25 protein-coding genes and 1 riboswitch are annotated in these 25,783 nt (G+C 38.3%); of the genes, 20 read left to right on the top strand and 5 right to left on the bottom strand.

Annotated elements, in window-relative coordinates; genetic code table 11:
* Positions 1-34: 34 nt before the first annotated feature.
* The 4 genes from zurA (at position 35) to prsA1 (ending at position 3,085) form a co-directional block, all read left to right on the top strand.
* Complete coding sequence (zurA, locus tag HCJ30_RS06080; protein ID WP_185391378.1) at positions 35-808, top strand: zinc ABC transporter ATP-binding protein ZurA; 774 nt, start codon at positions 35-37, stop codon at positions 806-808.
* Positions 783-1,661, top strand: a complete 879-nt coding sequence (gene zurM / locus HCJ30_RS06075; protein ID WP_185391377.1) for a zinc ABC transporter permease ZurM — start codon at positions 783-785, stop codon at positions 1,659-1,661. Before zurA ends, zurM begins: the two co-directional genes overlap by 26 nt.
* Positions 1,642-2,067: a transcriptional regulator ZurR gene (zurR, locus tag HCJ30_RS06070; protein WP_003721950.1), complete on the top strand. Its 426-nt coding sequence runs from the start codon at positions 1,642-1,644 to the stop codon at positions 2,065-2,067. Before zurM ends, zurR begins: the two co-directional genes overlap by 20 nt.
* 136 nt (positions 2,068-2,203) lie before the next feature.
* The gene (prsA1, locus tag HCJ30_RS06065) at positions 2,204-3,085 is read left to right on the top strand and encodes a post-translocation chaperone PrsA1 (protein ID WP_185391376.1); all 882 of its coding nucleotides are present in this window, start codon (positions 2,204-2,206) and stop codon (positions 3,083-3,085) included.
* 83 nt (positions 3,086-3,168) lie between these two features.
* Here prsA1 and HCJ30_RS06060 read toward each other — a convergent pair whose 3' ends face one another.
* From HCJ30_RS06060 to HCJ30_RS06045, 4 genes are all read right to left on the bottom strand, one after another.
* Positions 3,169-3,495: a branched-chain amino acid transport AzlD family protein gene (locus HCJ30_RS06060; protein WP_185391375.1), complete on the bottom strand. Its 327-nt coding sequence runs from the start codon at positions 3,493-3,495 to the stop codon at positions 3,169-3,171.
* The gene (locus tag HCJ30_RS06055; protein ID WP_185391374.1) at positions 3,486-4,193 is read right to left on the bottom strand and encodes an AzlC family ABC transporter permease; all 708 of its coding nucleotides are present in this window, start codon (positions 4,191-4,193) and stop codon (positions 3,486-3,488) included. The genes HCJ30_RS06060 and HCJ30_RS06055 overlap by 10 nt, the downstream gene beginning before the upstream one ends.
* Positions 4,194-4,228: 35 nt before the next feature.
* A complete protein-coding gene (gene ispG / locus HCJ30_RS06050) occupies positions 4,229-5,335 on the bottom strand; it encodes a flavodoxin-dependent (E)-4-hydroxy-3-methylbut-2-enyl-diphosphate synthase (protein ID WP_185391373.1) in 1,107 nt (368 codons plus the stop codon).
* A gap of 112 nt (positions 5,336-5,447) precedes the next feature.
* The gene (locus HCJ30_RS06045; RefSeq protein WP_185391372.1) at positions 5,448-6,248 is read right to left on the bottom strand and encodes a DUF1189 domain-containing protein; all 801 of its coding nucleotides are present in this window, start codon (positions 6,246-6,248) and stop codon (positions 5,448-5,450) included.
* A gap of 301 nt (positions 6,249-6,549) precedes the next feature.
* Here HCJ30_RS06045 and HCJ30_RS06040 point away from each other — a divergent pair, with 301 nt between their 5' ends.
* The 8 genes from HCJ30_RS06040 to HCJ30_RS06005 all read left to right on the top strand — a co-directional run bounded on the left by HCJ30_RS06040 (position 6,550) and on the right by HCJ30_RS06005 (position 16,633).
* Positions 6,550-7,158: a superoxide dismutase gene (locus HCJ30_RS06040; RefSeq protein ID WP_185391371.1), complete on the top strand. Its 609-nt coding sequence runs from the start codon at positions 6,550-6,552 to the stop codon at positions 7,156-7,158.
* Between the two features lie 129 nt (positions 7,159-7,287).
* The gene (locus HCJ30_RS06035; RefSeq protein ID WP_185391370.1) at positions 7,288-9,453 is read left to right on the top strand and encodes a peptidoglycan D,D-transpeptidase FtsI family protein; all 2,166 of its coding nucleotides are present in this window, start codon (positions 7,288-7,290) and stop codon (positions 9,451-9,453) included.
* A 197-nt stretch (positions 9,454-9,650) separates the two neighbouring features.
* On the top strand, positions 9,651-10,694 hold the full coding sequence (locus HCJ30_RS06030) for an aspartate-semialdehyde dehydrogenase (protein WP_185391369.1): 1,044 nt from the start codon (positions 9,651-9,653) through the stop codon (positions 10,692-10,694).
* An 11-nt stretch (positions 10,695-10,705) separates the two neighbouring features.
* Entirely contained in the window at positions 10,706-11,917 is a 1,212-nt protein-coding gene (dapG, locus tag HCJ30_RS06025; RefSeq protein ID WP_185391368.1) for an aspartate kinase, read from the top strand.
* A 14-nt stretch (positions 11,918-11,931) separates the two neighbouring features.
* Positions 11,932-12,813, top strand: a complete 882-nt coding sequence (gene dapA / locus HCJ30_RS06020) for a 4-hydroxy-tetrahydrodipicolinate synthase (protein WP_185391367.1) — start codon at positions 11,932-11,934, stop codon at positions 12,811-12,813.
* A 19-nt stretch (positions 12,814-12,832) separates the two neighbouring features.
* Entirely contained in the window at positions 12,833-14,500 is a 1,668-nt protein-coding gene (locus HCJ30_RS06015) for a ribonuclease J (RefSeq protein WP_185391366.1), read from the top strand.
* An 88-nt stretch (positions 14,501-14,588) separates the two neighbouring features.
* Positions 14,589-15,929, top strand: coding sequence for a dihydrolipoyl dehydrogenase family protein (locus HCJ30_RS06010; protein WP_185391365.1), 1,341 nt, complete (start codon positions 14,589-14,591; stop codon positions 15,927-15,929).
* 53 nt (positions 15,930-15,982) lie between these two features.
* Positions 15,983-16,633 (top strand): DUF4352 domain-containing protein, encoded by a 651-nt coding sequence (locus HCJ30_RS06005; protein ID WP_185391364.1) that lies wholly within the window; start codon positions 15,983-15,985, stop codon positions 16,631-16,633.
* A gap of 41 nt (positions 16,634-16,674) precedes the next feature.
* Here the strand turns inward: HCJ30_RS06005 and HCJ30_RS06000 are convergent, their stop codons facing one another.
* Positions 16,675-18,276, bottom strand: coding sequence for an ABC-F family ATP-binding cassette domain-containing protein (locus HCJ30_RS06000; protein WP_185391363.1), 1,602 nt, complete (start codon positions 18,274-18,276; stop codon positions 16,675-16,677).
* A gap of 139 nt (positions 18,277-18,415) precedes the next feature.
* On the opposite strand from HCJ30_RS06000, the gene HCJ30_RS05995 reads away from it, so the two are divergent.
* From HCJ30_RS05995 to HCJ30_RS05960, 8 genes are all read left to right on the top strand, one after another.
* The gene (locus HCJ30_RS05995) at positions 18,416-18,799 is read left to right on the top strand and encodes an MmcQ/YjbR family DNA-binding protein (RefSeq protein ID WP_185391362.1); all 384 of its coding nucleotides are present in this window, start codon (positions 18,416-18,418) and stop codon (positions 18,797-18,799) included.
* Between the two features lie 69 nt (positions 18,800-18,868).
* Positions 18,869-18,979: riboswitch (TPP riboswitch) on the top strand.
* Between the two features lie 67 nt (positions 18,980-19,046).
* Entirely contained in the window at positions 19,047-19,607 is a 561-nt protein-coding gene (gene thiT / locus HCJ30_RS05990) for an energy-coupled thiamine transporter ThiT (RefSeq protein WP_185391361.1), read from the top strand.
* A gap of 290 nt (positions 19,608-19,897) precedes the next feature.
* Positions 19,898-21,082, top strand: coding sequence for a betaine/proline/choline family ABC transporter ATP-binding protein (locus tag HCJ30_RS05985; RefSeq protein ID WP_185391360.1), 1,185 nt, complete (start codon positions 19,898-19,900; stop codon positions 21,080-21,082).
* A 3-nt stretch (positions 21,083-21,085) separates the two neighbouring features.
* Positions 21,086-21,742 (top strand): ABC transporter permease, encoded by a 657-nt coding sequence (locus tag HCJ30_RS05980; RefSeq protein ID WP_185391359.1) that lies wholly within the window; start codon positions 21,086-21,088, stop codon positions 21,740-21,742.
* Position 21,743: 1 nt separating this feature from the next.
* Positions 21,744-22,670 carry an osmoprotectant ABC transporter substrate-binding protein gene (locus HCJ30_RS05975; protein ID WP_185391358.1) on the top strand — a complete coding sequence of 309 codons (927 nt, stop codon included), beginning with the start codon at positions 21,744-21,746 and terminating at the stop codon, positions 22,668-22,670.
* A gap of 14 nt (positions 22,671-22,684) precedes the next feature.
* Positions 22,685-23,356: an ABC transporter permease gene (locus HCJ30_RS05970; protein ID WP_185391357.1), complete on the top strand. Its 672-nt coding sequence runs from the start codon at positions 22,685-22,687 to the stop codon at positions 23,354-23,356.
* A gap of 112 nt (positions 23,357-23,468) precedes the next feature.
* Entirely contained in the window at positions 23,469-24,815 is a 1,347-nt protein-coding gene (locus HCJ30_RS05965; protein ID WP_149045776.1) for an Nramp family divalent metal transporter, read from the top strand.
* Between the two features lie 137 nt (positions 24,816-24,952).
* Positions 24,953-25,783, top strand: coding sequence for a hypothetical protein (locus tag HCJ30_RS05960; RefSeq protein WP_185391356.1), 831 nt, complete (start codon positions 24,953-24,955; stop codon positions 25,781-25,783).

Raw genomic sequence — 25,783 nt, 5'->3', positions numbered from 1 at the left:
GCGGCTAGCAAATGCTGTCAAAGGAGAAACATGAATGAACAAAATCATAGAAGTAAATAATGTAAGCTATCATTATGATAAAGAACATGCCTTAGAAAACATTCATTTTCAAGTAACTAAAGGCAGTTTTACTGGTTTAATTGGTCCTAATGGTTCAGGTAAATCAACCATGCTAAAATTAATTCTTGGCGTGCTCAAAAAACAACAAGGAAGCATCTCGTTATTTGGAGAGAAACAAGCAGACTTCAAAGATTGGGTCAAAATCGGCTTTGTTTCGCAAAAATCTAATGCCTTCAATTCCGCTTTTCCAGCCACAGTAAAAGAAGTGGTTGCAAGTGGATTAACCAAGAAAAAAGGCTTATTTAAAACCTTAAATAATAAAGATAAAGAAGACATTGACTACGCTTTAAAGCGAGTAGAAATGACAGATTATCTACATCGCAACATCGGGGAGCTTTCTGGTGGACAGCAGCAACGTGTTTTTATCGCTCGTGCGTTAGTAAGTAGACCAGAGCTGCTAATTTTGGATGAGCCGACTGTTGGGGTCGATGTTGAAAATGTCAAAGCTTTTTATGAGCTTTTAGCCGAATTAAATCGGACAGAAGAAATGACGCTTTTACTCGTAACACATGATTTAATGGCCGTAAATACGTATGTTAATCATGTTATTAGCATTAATAAACGCATTATTTTCGATGGTTCTGCGCATGAATATCAACATTATTTGGCCGACCGTGAACTTGAAATATTAGCCGAACAACGCAGAAGGGAGGATGCTTGCCGTGATTGCGACGCTTCTCCAGTATGATTTTATCCGTAATACATTTATTGTCGGGCTTGTGATTGGCATCATCGCTCCATTACTTGGAAGTTTTATCGTTGTTAGAAAACTTTCTTTAATGGCAGACGCGCTTAGTCATGTGACGCTTGGTGGAATTGCTGTTAGTTTATTTTTAAGCAAAACTTATTTGCCACTAGCTGCACTGAATCCGCTCTACCTGGGTTTTGGCTTTTCGGTAGTAGGATCCTTATTAATGGAAAAATTGCGTACTGTATATAAGCATTTTGAAGAACTGGCTATTCCGATTATTATGTCGGCAGGTATGGGTTTTTCTGTTATTTTTATTTCCTTAGCGAATGGCTTTAATACTGATTTATTTAGTTATTTATTTGGTAGCGTAAGTGCCGTGAGTCGCACAGATATGATTACGATTGTTGTGACTGCGATTATTGTATTTATCGTTATTTTATCTTTATATAAAGAACTATTTCTGTTATCATTTGATGAAGAATATGCGAAAGTTTCCGGTTTAAAAGCGAAAGTATTTGATATTATTTTCATGGTTTTAGTCGCGCTTGTTATTGCATCTTCCATGCGAATTGTCGGTATTTTGCTCGTATCCTCTTTAATGACATTACCTGTCGCAGCAGCTATTCGCATCGCCAAAGGATTTAAACAAACTATTTTACTTTCGATTTTATTCGGCGAAATTGCTGTTATCGGTGGCTTATTTACCGCGTATTATTTAAATTTAGCACCCGGTGGAGCCATTGTTATTATTTCCGTACTACTTTTAATCGTCACCATTTTATATCAAAAAATACGTCAAAAAATCTTAATTTCAAAACGAGGTGAGGAAAATGGGACTTACAGCAACTGAAGCACTCATGAAAATGAAGGAAAAAGGCTATAAACATACAGATAAACGTGAATTTCTAATTAACTTACTAGCTCGGAAAAATAAATATTTGACGGCAAAAGATGTCTTAGAAAACATGAAAGATGATTTCCCAGGAATTAGTTTTGATACGATTTACCGTAATCTCTCTTTATTTGTCGAGTTAGGTATTTTTGAAGAAACCGATCTTTCCGGTGAACGCAATTTCCGTTTAGCTTGTACACACGAACATCACCACCATCACTTTATTTGCATGAAATGTGGCAAAACCAAAGAAATTATGATGTGCCCAATGGATTTTTTAACCGAAGCATTGCCTGGTTACCAAATTGATGGCCATAAATTCGAGGTTTACGGTGAATGCCCCGAATGTTTACAAGCCTCTTAATAGCAAAAAGGTCCGATATCCGGGCCTTTTTTTATTTTAGACATAATGTTCATAGTTATTTCATATTTGTTTCTTATTCTGGACACTTTTTATCGTTAAAGTAAGAAGTAGCCGAAAGAAGAAGGAGAGGAACAGTTTGACAAAATTAAAAAAAGTGATGATTTCCGTAATAGCAGCTACATTGCTATTGCTTGCTGGATGTGGCAGTAGTGCTGTTGTAAAAACAGATGCAGGAAGTGTCACGCAAGATGAACTTTATGAAGCAATGAAAACGACATATGGTAATGAGGTCGTGCAACAACTTACTTTCAAAAAAATCTTAGCCGATAAATACACCGTAACTGAAAAAGAAGTCGATGCAGAATATAAAAAATACGAAGAACAGTACGGTGACTCATTTGAATCAACGCTATCTTCTAATAATTTAACAAAAACTTCTTTCAAAGAAAATTTAGAATATAATCTACTAGTCCAAAAAGCAACAGAAGCCAATATGAATGTCAGTGAAAGTAAACTAAAAACCTACTATAAAACTTGGGAACCAGATATCACGGTACGCCATATTTTAGTAGATGACGAAGCGACAGCCAAAGAAATCCAAACAAAACTAAAAAACGGTGAAAAATTCGCCGATTTAGCAAAAGAGTATTCTACAGATACTGCAACTAGCACCAATGGCGGTCTATTAGATCCATTTGGTCCAGGTGAAATGGACGAAACGTTTGAAAAAGCCGCTTATGCGCTGAAAAATACAGACGATGTTAGCGGAATTGTCAAATCGACTTACGGTTATCACTTGATTCAATTAGTGAAGAAAACCGAAAAAGGCACGTATGAAAAAGAAAAAGCGAACGTAAAAGCTGCTTATATCGAATCACAACTAACTTCTGAAAATATGACAGCTGCACTGAAAAAAGAGTTAAAAGCAGCTAACATTGATATTAAAGACAGCGATTTAAAAGATGCTTTTGCTGATTATACAGACACTTCATCAACTAGTACAACTACATCTAACTAAAGTTACTTCAGATCCACCCATAAATAAAAAGCCCTTTACTGGTTTTGATTCCCGTCAAAAACACACTCCAGTAAAGGGCTTTTCTATACAAATAAACGAATCATCGCCATCGAAAAAATCCCAACGATAACAATCCACATTAAATTTTTAGTTACAATTGCTGTCAGAATAGTGGGCAAAGAAGCTAGTAAATTTTCCACATTGATTCCCGGAAAACCATTTTCTCGCGTCACTAATAGACTTTGAACGAAAAGAGCTGTCAGAATGCAGAGGGGCACATAAGATAAATACCGAATCACCACATCCGGAAGCTGTAATTTGCGGACAAAAATAAAAGGTAATACACGTGGAATGAAAGTTACAAGACCACAACCAACAATAACAAATAAAGTATACGAACTTAACGCCATTTTTCTAATATCACTCCCATCAAACAGCCAAGCAGTGTTGCTGTTAAAATAGCTAACTCAGGTGTCATGAAACGCATAAAGAGGACTAAAAACAGCGCAACGAGAATCATCACTAGCAAACTCGTACTCATTTTTTTACTTTTATCACTCACCACTTGCAAATAAAGCAAACCAATGAACATCGCTGATAAAGCGAAATCTAGGCCAAATTGTTCTGGATTGGGCAACCAATTTCCAATAATAGCACCAACAATACAAGCTATAATCCACGCCAGATAGGCCGTCACATTAATCCCGTGCATCCATTTGGCACTGACTGGCTTTTTATTTCCAATTTGATTCATCGAAACCCCAAATGTTTCATCCGTAAGAAGGGCGCCAATCCCGATATTATTCCACAGAGAATATTTTTTAAAATGAGGAGCCTCGGCCATACTCATCAAAAAATGTCTTGAATTAATTAAAAAAGTCGTAAAAATAATAGCTGAAATGGGACTCTGTAACAATAATAAACCAGAAATAATAAATTGAGCTGCACCCGCATACACGATAACCGCAAGCAGCGTCACTTCTAAGAGGCTTAAATGCGATGCTTTTCCTACCACACCAGCGGCAATCCCAATCCCTGCATAGCCAAGCACTGTAGGGAGACAGGCTTTAACACCATCATAAAAACTTAATTCTTTATCTTTTTCCAAAAAAATCCCACCTTAACACAAAAACCTGGAGGCTGTTATCCCAGGTTTTCCAGTTCTATTTTCTTAGCAAAATGTGCTTCTGCCAAAAGATCAATTTCTTTTTTTAACTCGTCCACCATAATGGCTTCTGGTACTTTACGAATGATTTTACCATGTCTAAAAAGAAGTCCTTCTCCGTTCGAACCAGCAATGCCGATGTCTGCTTCACGCGCTTCTCCGGGACCATTGACCGCACAGCCAAGCACAGCGACTTTAATTGGTGCTTTGATGGTTGCGATATATTCTTCCACCTCATTAGCAATGCGAATTAAATCTATTTCTATCCGCCCACAAGTAGGACATGAAATGAGCGTGGCCGCATTAGATGACAAGCCGAATGATTTTAATAATTCACGAGCCACTTTTATTTCTTCGACAGGATCCGCACTAAGTGATACCCGTAAAGTATTTCCAATGCCTAAACTAAGCATGGCGCCAAGCCCGGCAGCACTTTTTATTCCGCCAGCAAATTGTGTTCCAGATTCCGTAATTCCAAGATGAAGAGGGTAGTTAAAGACACGACTAGCTTTATCATATGCTTCAATAGCCAAATTCACGTCAGATGCTTTTAAAGAAACGATAATATCATGAAAATCTAAATCTTCGAGAATTTTAATATGTGCAAGGGCACTTTCGACCATACCATCTGCAGTAGGATAGCCATACTTTTGAATGATTTTCTTTTCTAAACTGCCTGCATTGACACCAATTCGAATGGGGATATTTTTCGCTTTAGCAGCATTAACTACTTTTTCCACACGATCGCGCCGACCGATATTACCGGGATTAATACGAATTTTATCTACGCCAGCATCAATGGCTTTCAGCGCCAATCGGTAATCAAAATGGATATCTGCTACGAGGGGAATATGAATTCTTTTTTTGATAGCAGCAAGCGCATTAGCCGCTCGATCGTCTGGACAAGCTACCCGGACAATTTGGCAACCAGCTTCCTCTAAACGGTGAATTTCCGCCACCGTTGCTTCGACATCATGTGTTTTAGTTGTAGTCATACTTTGGATCGTTAATTCATTATTACCACCAATCGTTAAATTACCAACTTGGACTGGGCGAGTATGTTCGCGAGATGTTCTTTCATTCAAAGAAATCGCTCCTTTAGTCTAGCTTTGATTTTTTTATCATACCATTTTTATAGAACAAAATCACGTGAATAACGCCACAAAAAAGCCACCTGCACGAGCAAGTGGCTAGGAATCATTTGTCTAAAACAGTTGGTTCGCTTGGCGGAATGGAACGAATCGCAAGGAAAACGAAAATCATGCTTACAACCATATTGATTTCCATTCCAAAAGGAACGATAATTTGTAAAGCTTCCATAACCATCGTGAAAACGGCCGCTAGCGTTATAGAATAGGCAGCAATCATCCAGTTTTGACGGAAAGCAATACCAGTTCGACCAAATCCAGAAAGAATAAAACCGAACAACGCATAAAGTGCGACACGGAAGAAAATCGAGCCTAACGTGAAAATAAAGAGCACGAGTAATGCGATTGGAATAAAGTACTTAGCTAATGACTCAATAGATGTATATAAATCAACTAAATCTGCTTTATCACTAATTCCAGCTGTTTCATAACTAACTGATTGAGAAACACCAGCTGCAGTAATATAAATACTATCTGAAAGAAAAGCAACCGCGCTGTCATAAGAAGCAATTTTATTATCAATATCATCTTTATCAAGTGTGCCGGAAGCATCAAAATAAATATGTAATTCATCTTGATCAATCGAGATAGGGACATTTTTAACGGTATCATCCGTTAAAACTAATTTACCATCTGTCACTTTAAAATCTGGAATTTCATTTGTAATTGTTTCCTCGCCAACTTTTAGCGCGTTTTTTGTCGTAACGTTCGTAAAGTATGCTAATGGAAGGAATGTGACGAATGATAAAACGATGATGTAAACGATACTTTTTCTGATTTTATCATTGCGAAACGAAGCAATATCCGCAGGGGAATACAAACTCTTCCAGAAGCGTTTAAAAATATTCATTCTTTTTTCAACACCTCACCTAATGGTTTAACTTTTGCGTTTAAGGGAAAAAGATACATGTATGTGCAAAAGAGCGTACTTTTTCCACCTAAACTTAATCATAGCTTGAAATGATGGCAAAATCAATATGGAAACATCACTGAGCAGAAAAATTGCAAGCATTTCAGGAGCATGGTAGGCTAAATGGTGTAAGAAGAAACTGTTTTTAAGGTTAATAGTAGTTCTATCGAAATGGGACATGAAACTTTTGCCTTATATGTCATTTCTTTTCACGTAAAAACAATACAAGGAGGAATTTTTAATGACTTACGAATTACCTAAATTACCTTATACTTATGATGCTTTGGAGCCGAATTTTGATAAAGAAACAATGGAAATTCACTATACAAAGCACCACAATACTTATGTTACAAAACTAAACGAAGCGGTTGCAGGACATCCTGAGCTTGCAAGTAAATCTGCGGAAGAATTAGTTGCTAACTTAGATAGCGTTCCTGAAGACATTCGCGGCGCTGTCCGTAACCACGGTGGCGGTCATGCTAACCATACATTATTCTGGTCTATCCTTAGCCCAAATGGCGGCGGTGCTCCAACTGGCGACTTAAAAGCAGCAATCGAAAGCGAATTTGGCACTTTTGACGAATTCAAAGAAAAATTCAATGCAGCAGCTGCAGCACGTTTTGGTTCTGGCTGGGCTTGGCTAGTAGTAAATGGTGGCAAATTAGAAATCGTTTCTACAGCTAACCAAGATTCTCCACTAAGCGATGGCAAAACGCCGGTTCTTGGCTTAGATGTTTGGGAACATGCTTATTACCTTAAATTCCAAAACCGTCGTCCTGAATATATCGACACATTTTGGAATGTTATTAACTGGGATGAAGCGAACAAACGCTTTGACGCAGCTAAATAATAATCAAAAGACTCACTTAGGTGGGTCTTTTTTTATTTCTAATGAATTTCTAATCAACTTACAGTGGAAAAATCATGCTTTTTCAGCTACAATAGGGAAAGGTATTATTGAAAAGTGAGGTAACTATGCGTGAAACTAAATTTTAGAAAAAAGAAAAAAGATTCCACTAAGAAGAAACGCGCCATCATTCCACTACGTTTAAATATTCTATTCTTTATTATATTTATTTTATTCTCTGTGTTAATTTTACGACTTGGAATTGTTCAAATCGTACAAGGGGATACTTACAAGCGGCAATTAGAAGAGACCGATAACGTAACAGTTTCCAAAAACGTGCCGCGTGGTAGCATTTATGACCGGAATTACAATTTATTAGTTGGGAATTCTGCCGTCAAATCAATCACCTACACACGTAGCCAGCAAACAGAAACTGCGGAAACGCTTCACGTAGCTCAAACACTACAAAAATTAATTACAGTTGAACCCGAGAAGCTAACCGACCGTGATTTAAAAGATTACTGGATTTTAACGCATCAAACGGAATCGCTAAACCGTTTATCCGCGAAAGAACAAGCACTTGATGCCGCTAAAGCCTACAAAGTCCAAGTAGAAAAAGTAACAAAAGAAGATATTGCTAGTTTAACGACCGAAGATTTAAAAGTAGCAACTATCTACAAAAAAATGACGACTGGTTACGCAATGACAGAATCGGTTGTCAAAAATAAAGATGTAACAGACGAAGAAATCGCTCGCGTTAGTGAAAACATGGACAGTTTACCTGGTGTTGACACTACAACAGACTGGAATCGTTACTATACGTACGATGAAACGTTACGCTCTATCTTAGGTTCCGTTTCTACAGCGAAAGAAGGTCTACCGAAAGACAAAGCGGAATATTACTTATCACAAGGGTATAGCCGTAATGACCGCGTCGGTAAAAGTTATTTAGAAGCACAATACGAAAGTGTTCTCGCTGGATCAAAATCCCAGTCCGAGAGCGTTCTTGATTCTAAAGGAAACATTATCGAAACAGTCAGCAAATACGAAGGCTCTAAAGGAAAAGATTTAGTTCTTTCCGTAGATGTCGAATTCCAAAAAGCAGTAGAAGAAATCCTTCAAAAAAATATTAAACAAGGGAAACAATATGCTGGTTCTGACCTTTTTGACCGCGCATTCGTGGTTGCCATGGATCCATATTCCGGAGAAGTTCTCGCACTTGCTGGTCAAAAACTCAATGACAAAGGCGAATTTGAAGATTACTCTCTAGGAACATTTACAACAGCTTATGCGATGGGTTCTGCCGTGAAAGGTTCCACTATTCTTGGCGGTATTATGGATGGCGCGATTACAAACAAAACTGTTTTCACCGACCAACCAATTGCCTTAAAAGGAACAAAACCAAAGAGTTCTTGGTTTAACAGAACCGGAGCTGGTAATAGACCACTTGATCCTGTTGGCGCTTTAGAAATTTCTTCCAACTCATATATGTATCAAGTAGCCATGAAAATGGGTGGCGCAAAATATGTACCAAACGGCCCACTGAGAGCACCACTAAGTACGTTTGACGATATGCGTTATTACTATAACCAATTCGGTCTAGGCGTAAAAACTGGTATCGATCTTCCAGGAGAACAAACTGGTTACAAAGGGGACGACCAAACAATTGGTAAAATTCTCGATTTCGCTATCGGACAATATGATTCGTACACACCTTTACAAATGGCACAATACGTTTCAACCATTGCTAATGGCGGTTCAAGAATCGCGCCAAGTATGGTGAAAGAAATCAGAAACCCAAGTACAGATGGTGATACGGTTGGAACACTTGCAACAGCAAACGAACCAAAAGTATTAAATAAAATCGGCGTTTCCGAAAGTGACATAAAAACAGTCCAACAAGGTTTCTACGAAGTAACACATGGTTCTACTGGTACTGCGAGAACCGTCTTCACATCCAGTGATTACGATGTTGCTGGTAAAACTGGTACAGCCGATGCGTTCTACGATGGACCAAAAGAAGGTAACAAAATGGCCAGCGTTTGGAATACTACTTTCGTCGGTTATGCACCTGTTGAAAAACCAGAAATCGCGATTTCTGTCGTAGTTCCTTGGATTTATCGCCCATACGGAACTGACCAAAAAACGAATATGAAAATTTCCAAAGAAGTACTAGATAAATATTTTGAACTCAAAAAAGAACGTGCTGAATCTAACAAAGATGAGTCCAAAGTACAACAACCAATTAACAACAAAGAAGAAGCTGCAAAAGCACAATCCGAACAAACCGAAAATTAATCCAAAACCACTTTCATTTACGTGAAAGTGGTTTTTTTATTTCAAACTAACAAACAATTTAAAAAAATAGTTGTTAATACGTATAAAAAACTGCGAAATGGCTTTGTTTATGGTATGATAAAGTAAGTGTAAAATTAACCAGATTTCTGTTTTCAAGCAGAAATACGAGGATTAAATTGAAGGAGGAATTGTAAACTATGACAAAAAGCTATCATGTCGCAGTTGTAGGTGCTACTGGTGCAGTTGGTACCCAAATGATTGAATTACTAGAAGAGGCGGCGACTTTTAAGATAAAGCAAGTTTCATTCTTGTCTTCTATTCGTTCTGCTGGAAAAAAACTAAGCTTTCGCGGGGAAGAAGTAACGATTCAAGAAGCAACACCTGAAAGTTTTGAAGGCGTTGATATCGCTTTATTTAGTGCGGGCGGTTCTGTTTCTAAAGCACTTGCAAAAGAAGCTGTGAAACGCGGAGCCATCGTTATTGATAACACAAGTGCTTACCGTATGGATCCAACAGTCCCATTAGTCGTTCCAGAAGTAAATGAAAAAGCACTTTTCTCCCATAATGGAATTATTGCCAATCCTAACTGTTCCACCATTCAAATGGTAGCAGCACTCGAACCGATTCGAGAAACGTTTGGATTAAATCGTATTATTGTTTCTACTTATCAAGCTGTTTCTGGTTCTGGGGTAAGTGCTATTCAAGAACTAAAAGACGGTAGTAGAGCAGTTTTAGATAACGAAGAATTCACTCCACAAATCATGCCCGTAAAAGGGGACAAAAAACATTATCCAATCGCTTTTAACGCATTACCACAAATTGATGTTTTCACAGAAAATGATTATACATACGAAGAAATGAAAATGATCAATGAAACGAAAAAAATCATGGAAGACAACACCATGAAAGTTTCCGCTACATGTGTCCGAATTCCGGTAGTGAGCGGTCACTCTGAAAGTGTTTATATTGAAGTAGATAAAGACGGCGTAAGCGCAAAAGATATCCAAAATGTGCTAAAAAATGCCCCTGGTGTTGTGCTTGAAGACGATCCAGCAAATCAAGTTTATCCGCAAGCAATTGAAGCTGCAGGCAAAAAAGAAGTATTCGTTGGTCGCATCCGCGCTGACATTGACGATTCCAAAGGTTTCCATATGTGGATTGTTTCTGACAATTTACTCAAAGGTGCTGCATGGAATTCGATTCAAATAGCTGAAAGTTTAGTCAAACTAGCGATTATTTAGAGGTGTAAGTAATGAAAATCATTGTTCAAAAATTTGGCGGTACTTCTGTCCAAAATGAAAAGTCACGTTTAATGGCATTTAACCACATAAAATATGCCTTAAAAGAAGGTTACAAAGTGGTCGTTGTTGTTTCAGCAATTGGACGATACGGCGATCCGTATGCGACTGATACGCTGTTAGAACTTATCGGCGCTAAAAATACAAAGCTAACTGCCAGAGAGCAAGATACTTTACTTTCTGTTGGCGAAACTATTTCTGCCTCTGTTTTCACGAACATGCTAAAAGAAGCCAACATTAAAGCTGAAGCATTTTCTGGTGGCCAAGCAGGCATCATTACATCCGATGACCATTTAAATGCAAAAATCACAGAAGTAGATACAACTCGTTTAAAAAACGCCTTATCTTCCCTTGACGTTGCAGTAGTAGCTGGTTTTCAAGGAATAACGGCTGAAGGGGATATTTCTACATTAGGTCGTGGCGGAAGTGACACATCGGCTGCCGCGCTGGGTGTATCCTTACAAGCGGACTACATTGATATTTTCACAGACGTCGATGGCATGATGACAGCTGATCCTCGTATCGTGGAGCACGCTCGTTCACTTCCGCGCGTAAGCTATAACGAAGTAAGCAATATGGCGTATCAAGGCGCTAAAGTCATTCATCCACGTGCAGTGGAAATTGCGATGACTGCCAAAATCCCGATGCGCATTCGCTCTACTTATTTAGAAAGTACAGGCACACTCGTCACTTCACTAGCAGATGATTCAGGTCATTTTGATGTGAAAGAACGCATGGTGACAGGCGTAGCGCACGTTACCAACCTTACGCAAATATCCGTACAAACAGAAACAGTAAAAGCACAACAACTTGCTTTTAAAATATTAGCAGATGCAGGAATCAGTCTTGATTTCATAAACATCTCTACTCAATCTGTTATTTTCACCGTACCAGAAGAAAAATGTTCTATCGTTACACAACTACTAGAAGACGCAAATATGCAAACAACCGTACGAGAAGCTTGTGCTAAAGTTTCTATTGTTGGTGCTGGAATCACAGGAGTTCCTGGTGTTACAGCGCGAATTGTAGGTGCATTATCTGAAAAAAACATCCCCATTTTACAATCAGCGGATAGTCACACAACTATTTGGGTATTAGTAAGAGAAGAGGACTTAATTTCAGCAGTCAATGCCCTTCATGACGTATTTTGTTTGGAAATTAAGTAAGGAGGAAATGAAAGATGGATTTAGGGAAAGTAATTACAGCAATGGTGACACCAATTCACCCAGAAAAAGATAAAGTATGCAAAAAAAGAATTCATCATCTCGTGAATCACTTAATCGAAAATGGCTCAGACGGTTTAGTAATCGCTGGTACGACAGGCGAATCACCAACGTTATCCCATGATGAAAAAATAAAATTATTCCGCCAAGTAATTGAAACAAATGATGGACGCGCAAAATTAATCGCTGGAACTGGCTCCAATAATACAGCCGAAACCATCGCTTTTACAAAAGAAGTCGCTGAACTTGGTGGTATTGATGCTGTTTTAATCGTTGCGCCATATTACAATAAACCAAATCAAGACGGTTTGTATGCACATTTTGCCGCAGTTGCGGAAGCTTCAGATTTGCCAGTCGTTATTTATAACATTCCTGGTCGCAGCGTCGTTAATATCGAACCAGAAACAATTATCCGTTTAGCAAAATTACCTAACATTGTTGGTGTAAAAGAATCTAGTGGTAATTTGGATAATATTAGCAAAATCATTGCTGAAACTTCGGATGATTTCCAAGTATATAGTGGTGATGACAGTTTAACTTTACCAATTCTAGCTGTTGGTGGAGACGGGGTTATTTCTGTTGCTAGCCATGTGGTAGGGAACGAAATGCAAGAAATGATTCAAGCATTTGAACGAGGCGACGTGCAAAAAGCAGCCAACATCCACCGTGAATTACTACCGCTCATGAATGGTCTGTTCTCTGTACCAAATCCAGCACCAACAAAATACTTACTTAATCAACAAGGTATTAGCGTTGGGCCTGTAAGACTACCACTTGTAGATTTGAATGCTGAACAAGGAACGAAATTACAAGCTATATTAGAAGGATTTTCTAAATAGTTCAAAGGAGGTCTACGCTTTGACAATCAAAAAAGCGAAAAACATAAAAATCATTCCACTCGGCGGCGTCGATGAAAGTGGCAAAAATTTATATGTAGTAGAAATAGACGAAGATATCTTTATTTTAGATGCAGGCTTAATGTTCCCTGAAAATGAATTACTAGGAATTGACATTGTTATCCCTGATTTTAAATATTTAGAAGAAAATAAAGACCGCGTGAAAGCTATTCTGTTAACGCATGGTCATGAAGACGCAATCGGTGCATTGCCGTACTTACTTCAAAAAATCAAAGCGCCAGTTTACGGGACAGAATTAACGATCGCGCTTGCAAAATCCGCACTGAAAGAACATCGTAAACTACGCTTCAAAAATTTCCATATTGTTAACGAAGAAACAACCTTATCATTTGCTAAAATCGATGTTTCCTTTTTCCGGACAACGCATACGATTCCAGATTCAGTTGGGATTGTGCTTGAAACAAGTGAAGGATCTATCGTTTATACAGGTGATTTCAAATTTGATCAATCAGCCAAAGACGGCTACGCTTCTGATTTAAGCCATATTGCAGAATTTGGCGAAAGAGGGGTACTAGCATTACTTTCTGACAGTTCAGAAGCAGAGCACCCTGGAACAACTTCTAGCGATAGCTTAATTGAGGAAGAAATTAGACATGCTTTCCGAATGGCAGACGGTCGAATTATCGTCGCTTGTGTCGCATCCAATTTAATCCGTTTACAACAAGTGCTCGATGCATCTGTCGCAACGAAACGTAAAGTCGCGATTGTTGGTAAAGAACTAGAGCGCGTCTTTGAAATCGCTGGTAGCTTAGGCAAAATCGTGATTGAAGAAGACTTAATCGTGCCATTAAAAGAACTAAAAAAATATAACGATGACGAAATTACAATTATCGAAACAGGTAATCTGGGCGAACCAATCCAGTCATTACAATTAATGACAAAAGGAAATCATCCACAACTTAACATCAAACCAGGCGATACAGTTTATATTACAACAACTCCATCCCCGTCACTGGAAACAATGATGGCGAAAACAATGGACATGCTCTATAAAGCTGGTGCCAAAGTGTTAACCATGAGTAATAATCTGTTCATCTCTGGCCATGCGAGCCAAGAAGATTTAAAACTAATGATTAACTTATTAAAACCAAGATATTTCGTACCTGTTCACGGCGAATATCGTATGCTAATCAGTCACGCTAAATTAGCACATGAAGTTGGTATGGCCAAATCAGAAGTATTCATCGTTGGTAAAGGCGAAATTTTAGAATTCAAAAATGATAAAATGACTGCCGGCAACCGCGTATACTCTGGAAATACATTAATTGATGGCTTAGGTGTTGGTGACGTTGGAAACATCGTACTTCGTGACCGTAAGCTACTCTCTGAAGACGGTATTTTCATCGTTGTAGTGACGCTTAATCGTAAATCAAAAACAATCACTTCTGGTCCAGAAATCATTTCACGTGGCTTTATCTATGTTCGCGAATCTGAGCATTTAATTGAAGAATCCTCCAAAGTGGTTACAAAAATTGTCGAAAAAAACCTACAAGAAACTGGCTTTGAATGGGCGAAATTAAAACAAGATATTCGCGATCAATTAAATCGCTACTTATTCGAACAAACAAAACGTCGTCCAATGATTTTACCGATTATTATGGAAGTCTAGTATCAACTGCTACACATTCGTGTGTGGCAGTTTTTTTCGTTTAAAAGTCAATGCAGACGGGAAAACATGCTAGGAAGGAGTGATTTACATGGCAAAATTTACATATGATCTAGTAGTCATCGGAAGTGGCGCAAGCGGAACAACCGTTGCTTTTGAAGCGCAGGCAGCCGGTTTAAAAGTGGCAATCATCGAAGAGCGGAGTTGGGGTGGAACTTGCGTGCTCAGAGGATGTGACCCTAAAAAAGTACTTGTCGGAGCAGCCGAAGCAAGAAAACTTTCTACCAGATTACGTGGTAAAGGTATTAAACAAGCCGCAACAATTAGCTGGACCGATTTAATGGCCTTTAAAGAAACTTTCGTGGAGGACGTTCCTGAGAGTCGATTAGAAAGTTTTAGGGAAGCTGGCATCGAAACATTCTTTGGCCCAGCCAGCTTTCAAGATGCTACGACTATACAAGTAGCCGATGATTTACTACAAGCAGCCAAAATAGTTATCGCAACCGGTGCAACACCAAGCACACTCCAAGTAGAAGGGCAATCATTTATCCAGACCAGTGATGATTTCTTATCCCTTCAAGAACTTCCAGATTCTATCGTTTTCATCGGTGGCGGCTATATTTCTTTTGAATTTGCCTCTATAGCACAAGCTGCCGGAAGCGAAGTCCATATTATTCACCACAATAGCGAACCCTTAAAAAAATTCGACCCCGATTTTGTGGCCGCTTTAGTCGCTAATATGAAAGAAGAGGGCATTCATTTCCATTTTGACACAGATATTACTAAAATCACTAAAAAGGGCGAAAAGCTGCAAATCCAAGGTGAAAATGGTTTTTCATTAAATACCGACTTCATTATCGGCGCAACCGGTAGAAAGCCAAATATTGATCACCTATCATTAGAAAAAGCCAATATCGATTATACGAAAAAAGGCATCGTCGTCAATGAAAAACTGCAAACACCTAATCATTCGCACATTTATGCATGTGGAGACGTTGCTGCAACAAAAGGTGCGCCACTAACACCAGTGGTCAGTATGGAAGCCGCATTCGTTGCCAAGATTATTTTAGGTGACGATGAAAAAATCAACTATCCAGCAATACCAAGTGTCGTTTTTACAAGTCCAAAACTTTCCAGCATTGGTATTAGCGCAGAAGAAGCTAAAGCAAATCCAGACAAATACCAAATCAAAAATCATGACACAACCAATTGGTACACTTACAAACGAACCAATGAGCAAATAGCGCTCGCAAAAATAATTGAAGATCGAAAAACCGGCCAAATAAAAGGTGCCCATTTCCTTAGTGAGGAGGCCGATTATATGATTAATTATATCGCGCTTCTAATAAAAGCAAATTTAACTTTAGCGGATTTACAATCAGTTATTTTCGCTTATCCATCCCCAGCAAGTGACTTAACTGCTTTGAACTAAAGGAGAAATATGTTATAGTGAGGGAGAAATTCGCATAAAAAGGAGCAAATAAGATGGAAATTTGGATTATTGCCGGAATATGTGCTTTCTTAATTTTTATCGCAGGTATCGTTATTTTATTTTTCCCAGCGAAACGGAAAATCGGTGCTATTTTAACAAGCGCAGGGACATTATTAATGATTGGCTCAATTATTGGTATCATTGTTAGTTTTTCACATTATCAACAAGTGCAAAACGATGTGTTTAACTATTCTTCTAAAGGAACAAGTCAAACTACCCCAGAAGAAACAAAGACATATCAAGTAAACTATGAAGATTCCGCAGATAATATTAAGAAAAAAATCAGCACGATAACGGTCGAAAAGAAAGAAACTTACTCAACATTAGAAAGTAAGTCAGTTGAAGGTAGCATTACAATCGCTTTAGAAATCACCAACAACGCATCTAAAATACTTGAAACGTATCCAAATCAAGGACAATTAGAAGCAAATGATCTCGATTTAAATGGTGGAGATGCTATGTTATCTAATTTCGACACAACCGAAATCAAGCCCGGCGAAACAGCCAAAGGAAAAATTGTTTTCCCAGTGGACAAATTAGACAAGGTTTCTGATATTACGTGGGTTTCTTATAGTTTCCTAAGCTATTTAAAAGATTCCACCACGCCAATTACAACAGAAACAGGCAAAATTGAATTAAAATAAAAAACAATATCCCGAATAGGGGATATTGTTTTTTTTTACTCTTATTCCGTAACATTCATAACTTCTTTTAAATACTCATCATAAGAAATTTCTTTATTGTAAAATTGGTCTTTTGATAAGTTAACAATACGAGTTGCGATTGTTTGTAGTAGCTGATGGTCATGGGAAGCAAAGATCATTGCGCCTTTAAAACCTTCCAAGCCATTATTTAACGCTGTAATTGATTCTAAGTCCAAGTGGTTAGTAGGTTCGTCTAGTAATAGAACGTTAGAACCCGAAAGCATCATTTTGGATAACATACAACGAACTTTTTCTCCACCAGATAAGACGCGTACTTTTTTCAGTACTTCGTCGCCGCTGAATAGCATACGACCAAGGAATCCACGTAAGAATGCTTCACTGTCATCTTCTGGAGAGAATTGACGCAACCACTCTACAAGGCTCATATCGTTTTCCTCGAAGAATTCGGAGTTATCTTTCGGGAAGTAGCTTTGGCTTGTTGTAATACCCCATTTATAGCTACCTTCGTCAGGCTCCATTTCACCAGCAAGGATTTGGAAAAGAACCGTTTTTGCAACTTCATCATCGCCAACTAAAGCCACTTTGTCATTACGATTAATCGAGAAGGAAAGATTATCAAGAATCTTCACGCCATCAATTGTTTTAGACAAGTTTGTCACTGTTAGTAGGTCATTCCCAACTTCACGGTCCGGTTTGAACTGAATGAAAGGGTAACGACGACTAGAAGGTTGAATATCTTCCAACGTAATTTTTTCAAGCATTTTTTTACGGCTTGTCGCTTGTTTGGATTTAGATGCATTGGCACTAAACCGGGCAATAAACTCTTGTAATTCTTTCATTTTTTCTTCTTTTTTCTTATTACGATCGCCCATCATTGTTTGAGCTAATTGACTTGATTCATACCAAAAATCGTAGTTTCCGACATATAATTTAATTTTGCTGAAATCAAGATCCGCAATGTGCGTACATACTTTATTTAAGAAGTGACGGTCATGGGATACAACGATAACAGTATTGTCAAAGTTAATTAAAAATTCTTCTAACCAATGAATCGCACGGATGTCCAGGTGATTGGTAGGCTCATCCAGAAGTAAGATATCTGGTTTACCGAATAAAGCTTGCGCAAGAAGCACTTTCACTTTTTCTCCACCAGTTAAATCTTTCATTAGTTTTCCGTGTAGGTCAGTAGGGATACCTAAGCCGTTTAGTAAAACAGCAGCGTCAGATTCCGCTTCCCAACCGTTTAATTCAGCAAATTCGCCTTCTAGTTCCGCAGCACGGATACCATCTGCATCACTGAAATCTTCTTTCATGTAAATGGCATTTTTTTCGTCCATAATTTTGTATAGACGTTCATGTCCCATAATGACAGTGTTAAGAACAAGCTCATCATCATACTGGAAATGATCTTGGCGAAGGACAGCTAGACGCTCACCTGAACCAATATGCACATTACCACTTTGTGAATCAAGCTCGCCAGAAAGCACTTTTAGGAACGTTGATTTACCAGCACCGTTTGCGCCAATAAGACCGTAACAGTTACCTGGCAAAAATTTAATCGAAACATCTTCAAATAGCTTTTTATCGCCGTAGCGTAAGCCAACATTATTTACAGTTAACATTTTCTTCCTCCAATACTAAGTTACTTCTTCTTGAAATCAGAAAAAGCACAATTACTTTTATTTTAACATGGTTAGTGTAGCAAAGAAAGCATACACACATAAATAAATGTTATAATATGAAAATAAGGGGGAGAGCCGGATGAATTACGAACAAACTTTACAAGAAAAAGTCGCGCTTTGTCTTACTTTACAAGCTGCTAAAGAAACTTTTCCATTTGATAAGACAACGCATGCCTTAACGGTTGGCGGTAAAATATTTGCGCTAATACATCTATACCACGGGGATTTATATGTCAGTGTTAAGTGTCAGCCTGAAAGAATTGATTTGTTGCGTGATGAATATTTGAGCATAAAACCAGGCTATCATTTAAATAAAAAGCATTGGATTACGCTCGTTATTAATGAAAAATACGATGTAGAAGCTGAAACAGAATTCGCTTTAATTAAAAATAGTTATCAACTTATTTTTGATAAACTTCCGAAAAAAGCACAAAATACTGTGAAATTTTCTGCAATTGACTAAAGAAAAGAAAAAATTCTTTACAAAAAAGAAGTGCATGCTATAATGATTGTTGTACGATAATTTCATAGACGTTACCACAGGGGGGGCTTCTTAGCTGAGATTGAGTCCGCGTGTTTTTGGATTCTGACCCTTTGAACCTGTTCGTTAATACGAGCGTAGGGATTGTGGCGATTGCATTTCTAACCATAGAAACTGCTTTCTTCTGGGGTACGTTTTTGACCAAAAAGAAGAGGGGAGTTTATTTTTTATGCAAAACAAACGATTAATCATTTTACTTGAGTGTGCTATCTTTGCTGCAGTGGCGATGGTACTAAGTTTTATCCCGCTGGACATTGGTTCTAGTTTCTCGATTTCACTAGGCATGATTCCAATGTATGTAATTGCGATTCGTCGCGGCTTTTGGGCGGCTGGATTCGCCGGATTGTTATGGGGATTGCTACATTTCCTCACTGGGAAAGCCTATATTTTAATGCCGTCGCAAGCGATTATTGAGTACATTTTAGCATTCAGTTTTATTGCGTTTAGTGGCGTATTCAGTAAGCAAGTACGAAGCAATTTAGCTGCTAATCAACTTAAAAAGGCAATCCAATGGGCGTGGGGGACCATGATTATTGGTGGCATCGCTAAATATTTTTGGCATTATGTTGCTGGCGTGTTGTTCTGGGGCGCCTATGCTTTCAAAGGATGGGGCGCGCAGCTGTTTTCGATAGTGATGAACGGGGCTAGTTGCCTTGCTACAGTACTTGTTGCCGGTATCGTCATCTCGATATTACTAAAAACTTCACCCAAATTATTCTTACCAAAATAACCACAAGGTCCGAGAGCATTTGCTTTTGGGCCTTTTTAAGTGTGTTATAATTAAATAAATACTATATTGCAGCTTATTACAATGCTCATTTTCACGATTAAAGTTTAGCATCGATGTCACACGTGCCACAAGTACGAATCATCTTGTCTAGGAACTTCCGTTTGAATGTAACACTGTCTTTAAGCTGTTTTTTTGTATTTAAAAAGTTTAAATCCGTGCTCTTTAGGGAAAATATTTATCGATTGCCAATTTTTTTGGTAGTGGTAAAGAAAAAATGGAGGTGTATAAGCGTGTTAAAATTTGAACACGTAACGAAGACTTATAAAGGGGGCAAAAAAGCTGTTAATGATCTAACACTTAACATCGATAAAGGAGAATTTGTTTGTTTTATCGGTCCAAGTGGTTGTGGGAAAACGACAACGATGAAGATGATTAACCGGCTTATTGAACCTACAGAAGGCAAAATATTTATTAATGACAAAGACATCATGGCGGAAGATCCTGTCAAACTAAGACGTTCGATTGGTTATGTTATCCAGCAAATTGGATTAATGCCACATATGACGATTCGTGAAAATATCGTCCTTGTTCCAAAGTTACTTAAATGGTCTGAAGAGAAAAAACAAGAACGGGCCAAAGAATTAATAAAATTAGTCGATTTACCAGAAGAATTTTTAGATCGCTATCCTTATGAATTAAGTGGTGGACAGCAACAACGTATCGGTGTACTGAGAGCGCTTGCGGCAGAGCAAAACTTAATTTTAATGGATGAACCTTTTGGCGCACTGGACCCAATTACCCGTGATTCACTTCAAGAAGAGTTCAAAAATTTGCAAAAAGAACTCGGGAAAACAATCATTTTTGTTACCCATGATATGGATGAAGCGATTAAACTTGCAGACCGCATTGTAATTATGAAAGCAGGCGAAATCGTTCAATTTGATACACCAGATGAAATTTTGCGTAATCCAGCGAATTCCTTTGTTCGTGATTTCATTGGGAAAGATCGCTTAATTGAAGCGAAACCCGATGTAACCCAAGTAGCGCAAATTATGAATACGAATCCCGTTTCTATTACAGCCGATAAATCTCTACAAGCGGCTATTACAATTATGAAAGAAAAACGAGTCGATACGTTACTTGTAGTGGATGAAGGGAATGTCTTAAAAGGCTTTATCGACGTAGAGCAAATCGATTTAAATCGCCGTACTGCAACTTCTGTTATGGATATAATTGAGAAAAACGTTTTTTATGTCCATGAAGATACGTTACTCCGCGATACCGTACAACGGATTCTAAAACGTGGCTATAAATATATTCCTGTCGTAGATAAAGACAAACGACTTGTCGGAATTGTCACTCGTGCCAGCTTAGTTGATATCGTCTATGATTCCATCTGGGGCGAAGGAGCAGAAACGCAGGAGGAACATGCCGCTTCCGAAACGACAGAGTCAGAAATGAAGCAGGAGGGATAAGCTATGGACGCAATTGTTACTTTTTTTCAAGAAAACGGCCATAACTTACTCGTTCAAACATGGCAACATCTATTTATTTCCTTGTCTGCGGTTATTTTAGGCATTGCAGTTGCCGTACCTACAGGAATTTTACTCACTCGTTCACCAAAAGTGGCGAACTTTGTTATTGGTGTCGTTAGTGTGCTTCAAACGGTACCTTCGCTTGCTATTTTGGCGTTTATTATTCCATTTCTTGGGGTCGGAACGCTTCCGGCGATTATCGCACTATTTATTTACGCGCTTTTACCAATCTTACGCAACACGTTTATCGGCGTTCGCGGGGTAGATAAAAACTTAATCGAATCTGGTCGCGGAATGGGGATGACGAATTGGCAACTAATCATTAACGTCGAAATTCCAAACTCGATATCGATTATTATGGCTGGTATTCGTTTATCTGCTGTATATGTTATCGCTTGGGCAACGCTTGCTTCTTATATTGGAGCAGGCGGACTAGGAGACTTTATTTTTAATGGCTTAAATTTATACCGTCCAGATTTAATTCTCGGCGGAGCAATTCCCGTAACCATTTTAGCCCTTGTAGTAGAATTCGTGCTTGGAAAATTAGAATATCGCCTCACTCCAAAAGCCATCCGCGAAGCTCGGGAAGGGGGAGAATGATATGAAGAAAAAATGTATCGCGTTATTCAGTGTTTTACTACTAACTAGCTCTCTGTTCTTGTCTAGCTGTTCTTTACCAGGTCTTGGAGGCAGTTCCAAAGATACTATCCGTATTGGTGCAATGGCCACAACCGAGTCCCAAATTGTTTCCAATATTTTAAAAGAATTAATTGAACACGATACTGGCTTGAAAGTAGAAATCGTCAACAACCTTGGCTCAACAATCGTCCAACACCAAGCAATGTTAAATGGTGATGTGGATATAACTGCTACCAGATACACAGGAACCGATTTAGTCGGACCACTTGGCGAAGAAGCCATTAAAGATCCTGAAAAAGCCTTAGCAGCTGTAAAAAAAGGATTTGAAGAACGTTTCCACCAAACCTGGTTCGATTCTTACGGTTTTGCGAATACGTATGTGTTTATGGTGCGCCAAGATACGGCGAAAAAATACAATTTAAACACCGTAAGTGATATGCGCAAAGTAGAAAACGAGCTCACTGCTGGTGTAGATAATTCTTGGATGGAGCGTGAAGGAGACGGCTATAAAGCATTCTCCAAAGCCTATAACATCGAATTCAAGAAAATCTTCCCAATGCAAATCGGCTTAATCTATACCGCACTGAAAAACAACCAAATGGACGTGGCGCTCGGTTATTCCACCGACGGCCGTATCCCAACATACAACTTAAAACTTTTAGAAGATGATAAAAAATTCTTCCCACCATACGACGCATCCGCACTTGCAACAGACGAAATTTTAAAGAAACATCCAGAATTAAAAACGACTATCAATAAATTAAAAGGAAAAATTTCTACAGAACAAATGCAAAAACTTAATTATGAAGCAGATGGCAAATTAAAAGAACCATCTATTGTAGCGCAAGAATTCCTGCAAAAAAATAATTACTTTGATGGTAAAAACTAAGGAGGTGCCAAAAGATGGACACATTAAAACAATTAATTGACTATTACCAAACAAACGGAAATTACGTTATGGAAGAGTTCTGGCGGCATTTCTTAATGAGTGCTTACGGAGTTATCTTCGCAGCAATCATAGCGATACCACTCGGAGTATATATTGCGAGGAAGAAACGCTTAGCTAGTTGGGTTATTCAAATCGCCAATATTATCCAAACAATCCCAGCACTGGCACTATTAGCTGTACTCATGCTGATTATGGGCTTAGGGACGAATACAGTCGTTTTATCCTTGTTCCTATATTCTTTACTACCTATTCTAAAAAACACCTATACAGGCATTAGAAACGTTGACGGAGCGCTTCTTGAATCAGGTAAGGCAATGGGGATGACCAAATGGCAAGTACTGCGCCTCATCGAAATGCCACTTGCTTTATCCGTTATTATGGCCGGTATCAGAAACGCATTGGTTATTGCGATTGGTGTCGCAGCTATTGGAACATTCGTTGGAGCAGGCGGTCTCGGAGACATTATCGTCCGCGGAACCAACGCCACAAATGGGACCGCAATCATTTTAGCAGGCGCAATCCCAACCGCAGTCATGGCCATTTTAGCCGATGTATTGCTTGGTTGGGTCGAACGCACATTAAACCCAGTGAAAAACAAAAGAAAATCATTAACCGAAGCCTTATAAGAATACACGAAAACACAACCTATCATCTTCATCAAAAGGTTGTGTTTTTCGTTTGACAAAGAATGTTTCCCGTAGTAAACTTTTTATCATAAACGAAAGAAGGTCAGGGAGCATGAAAAAAGAGAAAACAGAACGCACCAAACAAAGCTGGAGAAAAGCACAAAATGCTCCCAGCTTGAGTGAAGTAAATAATTCCGTAGCCATTCCCAAAAATGCGAAATTCTTCCGCAAATTATTTGCTTTTATGGGGCCAGGCGCTCTTATCGCGGTAGGTTATGTCGATCCAGGGAATTGGGCAACTTCTATTGCCGGCGGATCAGAATTCGGCTACACTTTATTATCTGTTATTTTAATTTCTAATATTTTAGCTGTTTTATTACAATCACTTGCCTCTAAATTAGGTATCGTTACTGGCCGAGATTTAGCGCAGGCATCTAGTGATCATTTTTCGAAACCGTTTGGCTTTGTCCTTTGGATATTAGCCGAACTAGCAATTATTGCCACTGATATTGCAGAAGTTATCGGTAGTGCGATTGCGCTTAATTTACTATTTGGAATCCCGTTAATTTGGGGTGTTTGTATTACTGCATTGGATATTTTTCTCGTGCTATTTTTACAACACAAAGGTTTCCGTTATATCGAAGTCATTGTCATTACCTTGATGGTTACCATTTTAGTATGTTTCGGAGCGGAAATGGTGATGTCACATCCAGATATGCAAGCAATCGCCAAAGGTTTTATCCCACAATCAGAAATCGTAACTAATCCGGCTATGCTTTATATTGCACTTGGTATTCTTGGTGCGACTGTCATGCCACATAATTTATATTTGCATTCATCTATCGTCCAAACAAGACAATACGCGCGCACAAAAGAAGGGAAGAAAGAGGCAATTCGTTTTTCATTTATCGATTCCACTTTTTCCTTAACGATTGCTTTATTAATTAATGCATCGATTTTAATTTTAGCTGCAGCAGCTTTTTATACTACCGGGCAACATAATGTAGCTGGAATTGAGGATGCTTATAAGTTACTCAATCCAACACTTGGTAGCAGTATTGCCAGTACTGTTTTTGCCGTCGCTTTACTTGCATCAGGTCAAAACTCTACATTAACAGGTACGCTAGCTGGTCAAATCGTCATGGAAGGTTTCTTGAATATCCGTTTAAAACCAGTCGTTCGTCGTTTACTAACACGTGTGCTAGCAATTGTTCCAGCGGTTATTATTACAGCCTTATACGGAGCAAACGGAATAAATGAACTACTTATTTTTAGCCAAGTTATTCTCTCGATGCAACTATCATTTGCCGTTATTCCTTTAGTTATGTTTACAAGTGATAAACAGAAAATGGGCGAATTCGTTAACCCAACCTGGTTAAAAATCATTTCTTGGGCCGTTGCGATTTTCATTGCCGTCTTAAATATCTATTTATTATTCTATACTTTAACGTCTTTATAAAGAGGTAAGGGGACAATAATTATATTATGTAAACAATTAAAAATAATTTTCTCATTTCTTTCCCTCGAAATTTTCATCTTTATACTATATAATTGAATTATATAATACTAATGGCGTAGTAAAGGTGTTGAATAACAATGACGGATAAACTATTAAAACAACATAAAAGGCTTTTAGAACAGCAACATAAACTACCGTACACAATCAATTTGGACGGCGAAATTTTCACGATTATTATTTATACCAAATTAAGTAAAGTAGCTGGTGTAACTGTCTTAAATTCAAAAGAAGAACCAGCGACCGTGAAAGAAGCAGAAGCAGTTGTTAATCGCATTCAAAAGTATAACTTCTATTTTGAGTACTTAGGTAAACGATCTCATGTAATTAAAGAACGCGATAGCATTATTGCTGAAAAAATAGAACAAACGCAATTAATTTTAAATGATAATACGATTTTTGGCGAAAAAATGCAGCCAACCATTGATGAGCTTAATTTAGCGATGGAAGTTTACAAACAGCAGCAACACAAAATGGATATTTATCAAGAAGATATTACGTTGCTCAATCAAAAAATCAAGATGCAAGGTGAAATTTTAGAAGAAGACTGGGAATCCGCTGAAAACTTATCGATTGCGTTCGCTAAAGCTGCGTATGCGCAAAGCATTTATTTAGAAGCAACGCGAAAAAATCGTAAACAACTAGCAAAATGGTTCCATCTTCATCAAAAAGAGCTTCCTACAGAAAAACAAAAAGCACTTGGCAAAATGGTTTCTGTTTTAAGCGACACGAATGCCGGTCTAGTTTTCGACCAAATCATTTCCCTTACACCGCTCCTTGAAGAAGGCTTAATGCTTGATCACGAGCAATCTTTAACCCAACGAGCAGCTGAATTTAACAAAGAATTTGAAACACATTGTCGTTTCTATAAACCGAACGTTAATAAAGTTAAAAACTTAATTAGACAATAA

The sequence above is a fragment of the Listeria cossartiae subsp. cossartiae genome, from assembly GCF_014224155.1.
GTDB lineage: Bacteria > Bacillota > Bacilli > Lactobacillales > Listeriaceae > Listeria > Listeria cossartiae.
This window is presented reverse-complemented; position numbering and strand designations above follow the sequence as displayed.

Bases quoted from the DNA above. Each gene is read 5' to 3' on its own strand.
- zurA (WP_185391378.1), top strand. From the start codon at position 35: ATGAACAAAATCATAGAAGTAAATAATGTAAGCTATCATTATGATAAA.
- zurR (WP_003721950.1), top strand. From the start codon at position 1,642: ATGGGACTTACAGCAACTGAAGCACTCATGAAAATGAAGGAAAAAGGC.
- HCJ30_RS06060 (WP_185391375.1), bottom strand. From the start codon at position 3,495: ATGGCGTTAAGTTCGTATACTTTATTTGTTATTGTTGGTTGTGGTCTT.
- HCJ30_RS06045 (WP_185391372.1), bottom strand. From the start codon at position 6,248: ATGAATATTTTTAAACGCTTCTGGAAGAGTTTGTATTCCCCTGCGGAT.
- HCJ30_RS06040 (WP_185391371.1), top strand. From the start codon at position 6,550: ATGACTTACGAATTACCTAAATTACCTTATACTTATGATGCTTTGGAG.
- HCJ30_RS06030 (WP_185391369.1), top strand. From the start codon at position 9,651: ATGACAAAAAGCTATCATGTCGCAGTTGTAGGTGCTACTGGTGCAGTT.
- dapG (WP_185391368.1), top strand. From the start codon at position 10,706: ATGAAAATCATTGTTCAAAAATTTGGCGGTACTTCTGTCCAAAATGAA.
- dapA (WP_185391367.1), top strand. From the start codon at position 11,932: ATGGATTTAGGGAAAGTAATTACAGCAATGGTGACACCAATTCACCCA.
- HCJ30_RS06010 (WP_185391365.1), top strand. From the start codon at position 14,589: ATGGCAAAATTTACATATGATCTAGTAGTCATCGGAAGTGGCGCAAGC.
- HCJ30_RS06005 (WP_185391364.1), top strand. From the start codon at position 15,983: ATGGAAATTTGGATTATTGCCGGAATATGTGCTTTCTTAATTTTTATC.
- HCJ30_RS06000 (WP_185391363.1), bottom strand. From the start codon at position 18,276: ATGTTAACTGTAAATAATGTTGGCTTACGCTACGGCGATAAAAAGCTA.
- HCJ30_RS05995 (WP_185391362.1), top strand. From the start codon at position 18,416: ATGAATTACGAACAAACTTTACAAGAAAAAGTCGCGCTTTGTCTTACT.
- thiT (WP_185391361.1), top strand. From the start codon at position 19,047: ATGCAAAACAAACGATTAATCATTTTACTTGAGTGTGCTATCTTTGCT.
- HCJ30_RS05980 (WP_185391359.1), top strand. From the start codon at position 21,086: ATGGACGCAATTGTTACTTTTTTTCAAGAAAACGGCCATAACTTACTC.
- HCJ30_RS05975 (WP_185391358.1), top strand. From the start codon at position 21,744: ATGAAGAAAAAATGTATCGCGTTATTCAGTGTTTTACTACTAACTAGC.
- HCJ30_RS05970 (WP_185391357.1), top strand. From the start codon at position 22,685: ATGGACACATTAAAACAATTAATTGACTATTACCAAACAAACGGAAAT.
- HCJ30_RS05965 (WP_149045776.1), top strand. From the start codon at position 23,469: ATGAAAAAAGAGAAAACAGAACGCACCAAACAAAGCTGGAGAAAAGCA.
- HCJ30_RS05960 (WP_185391356.1), top strand. From the start codon at position 24,953: ATGACGGATAAACTATTAAAACAACATAAAAGGCTTTTAGAACAGCAA.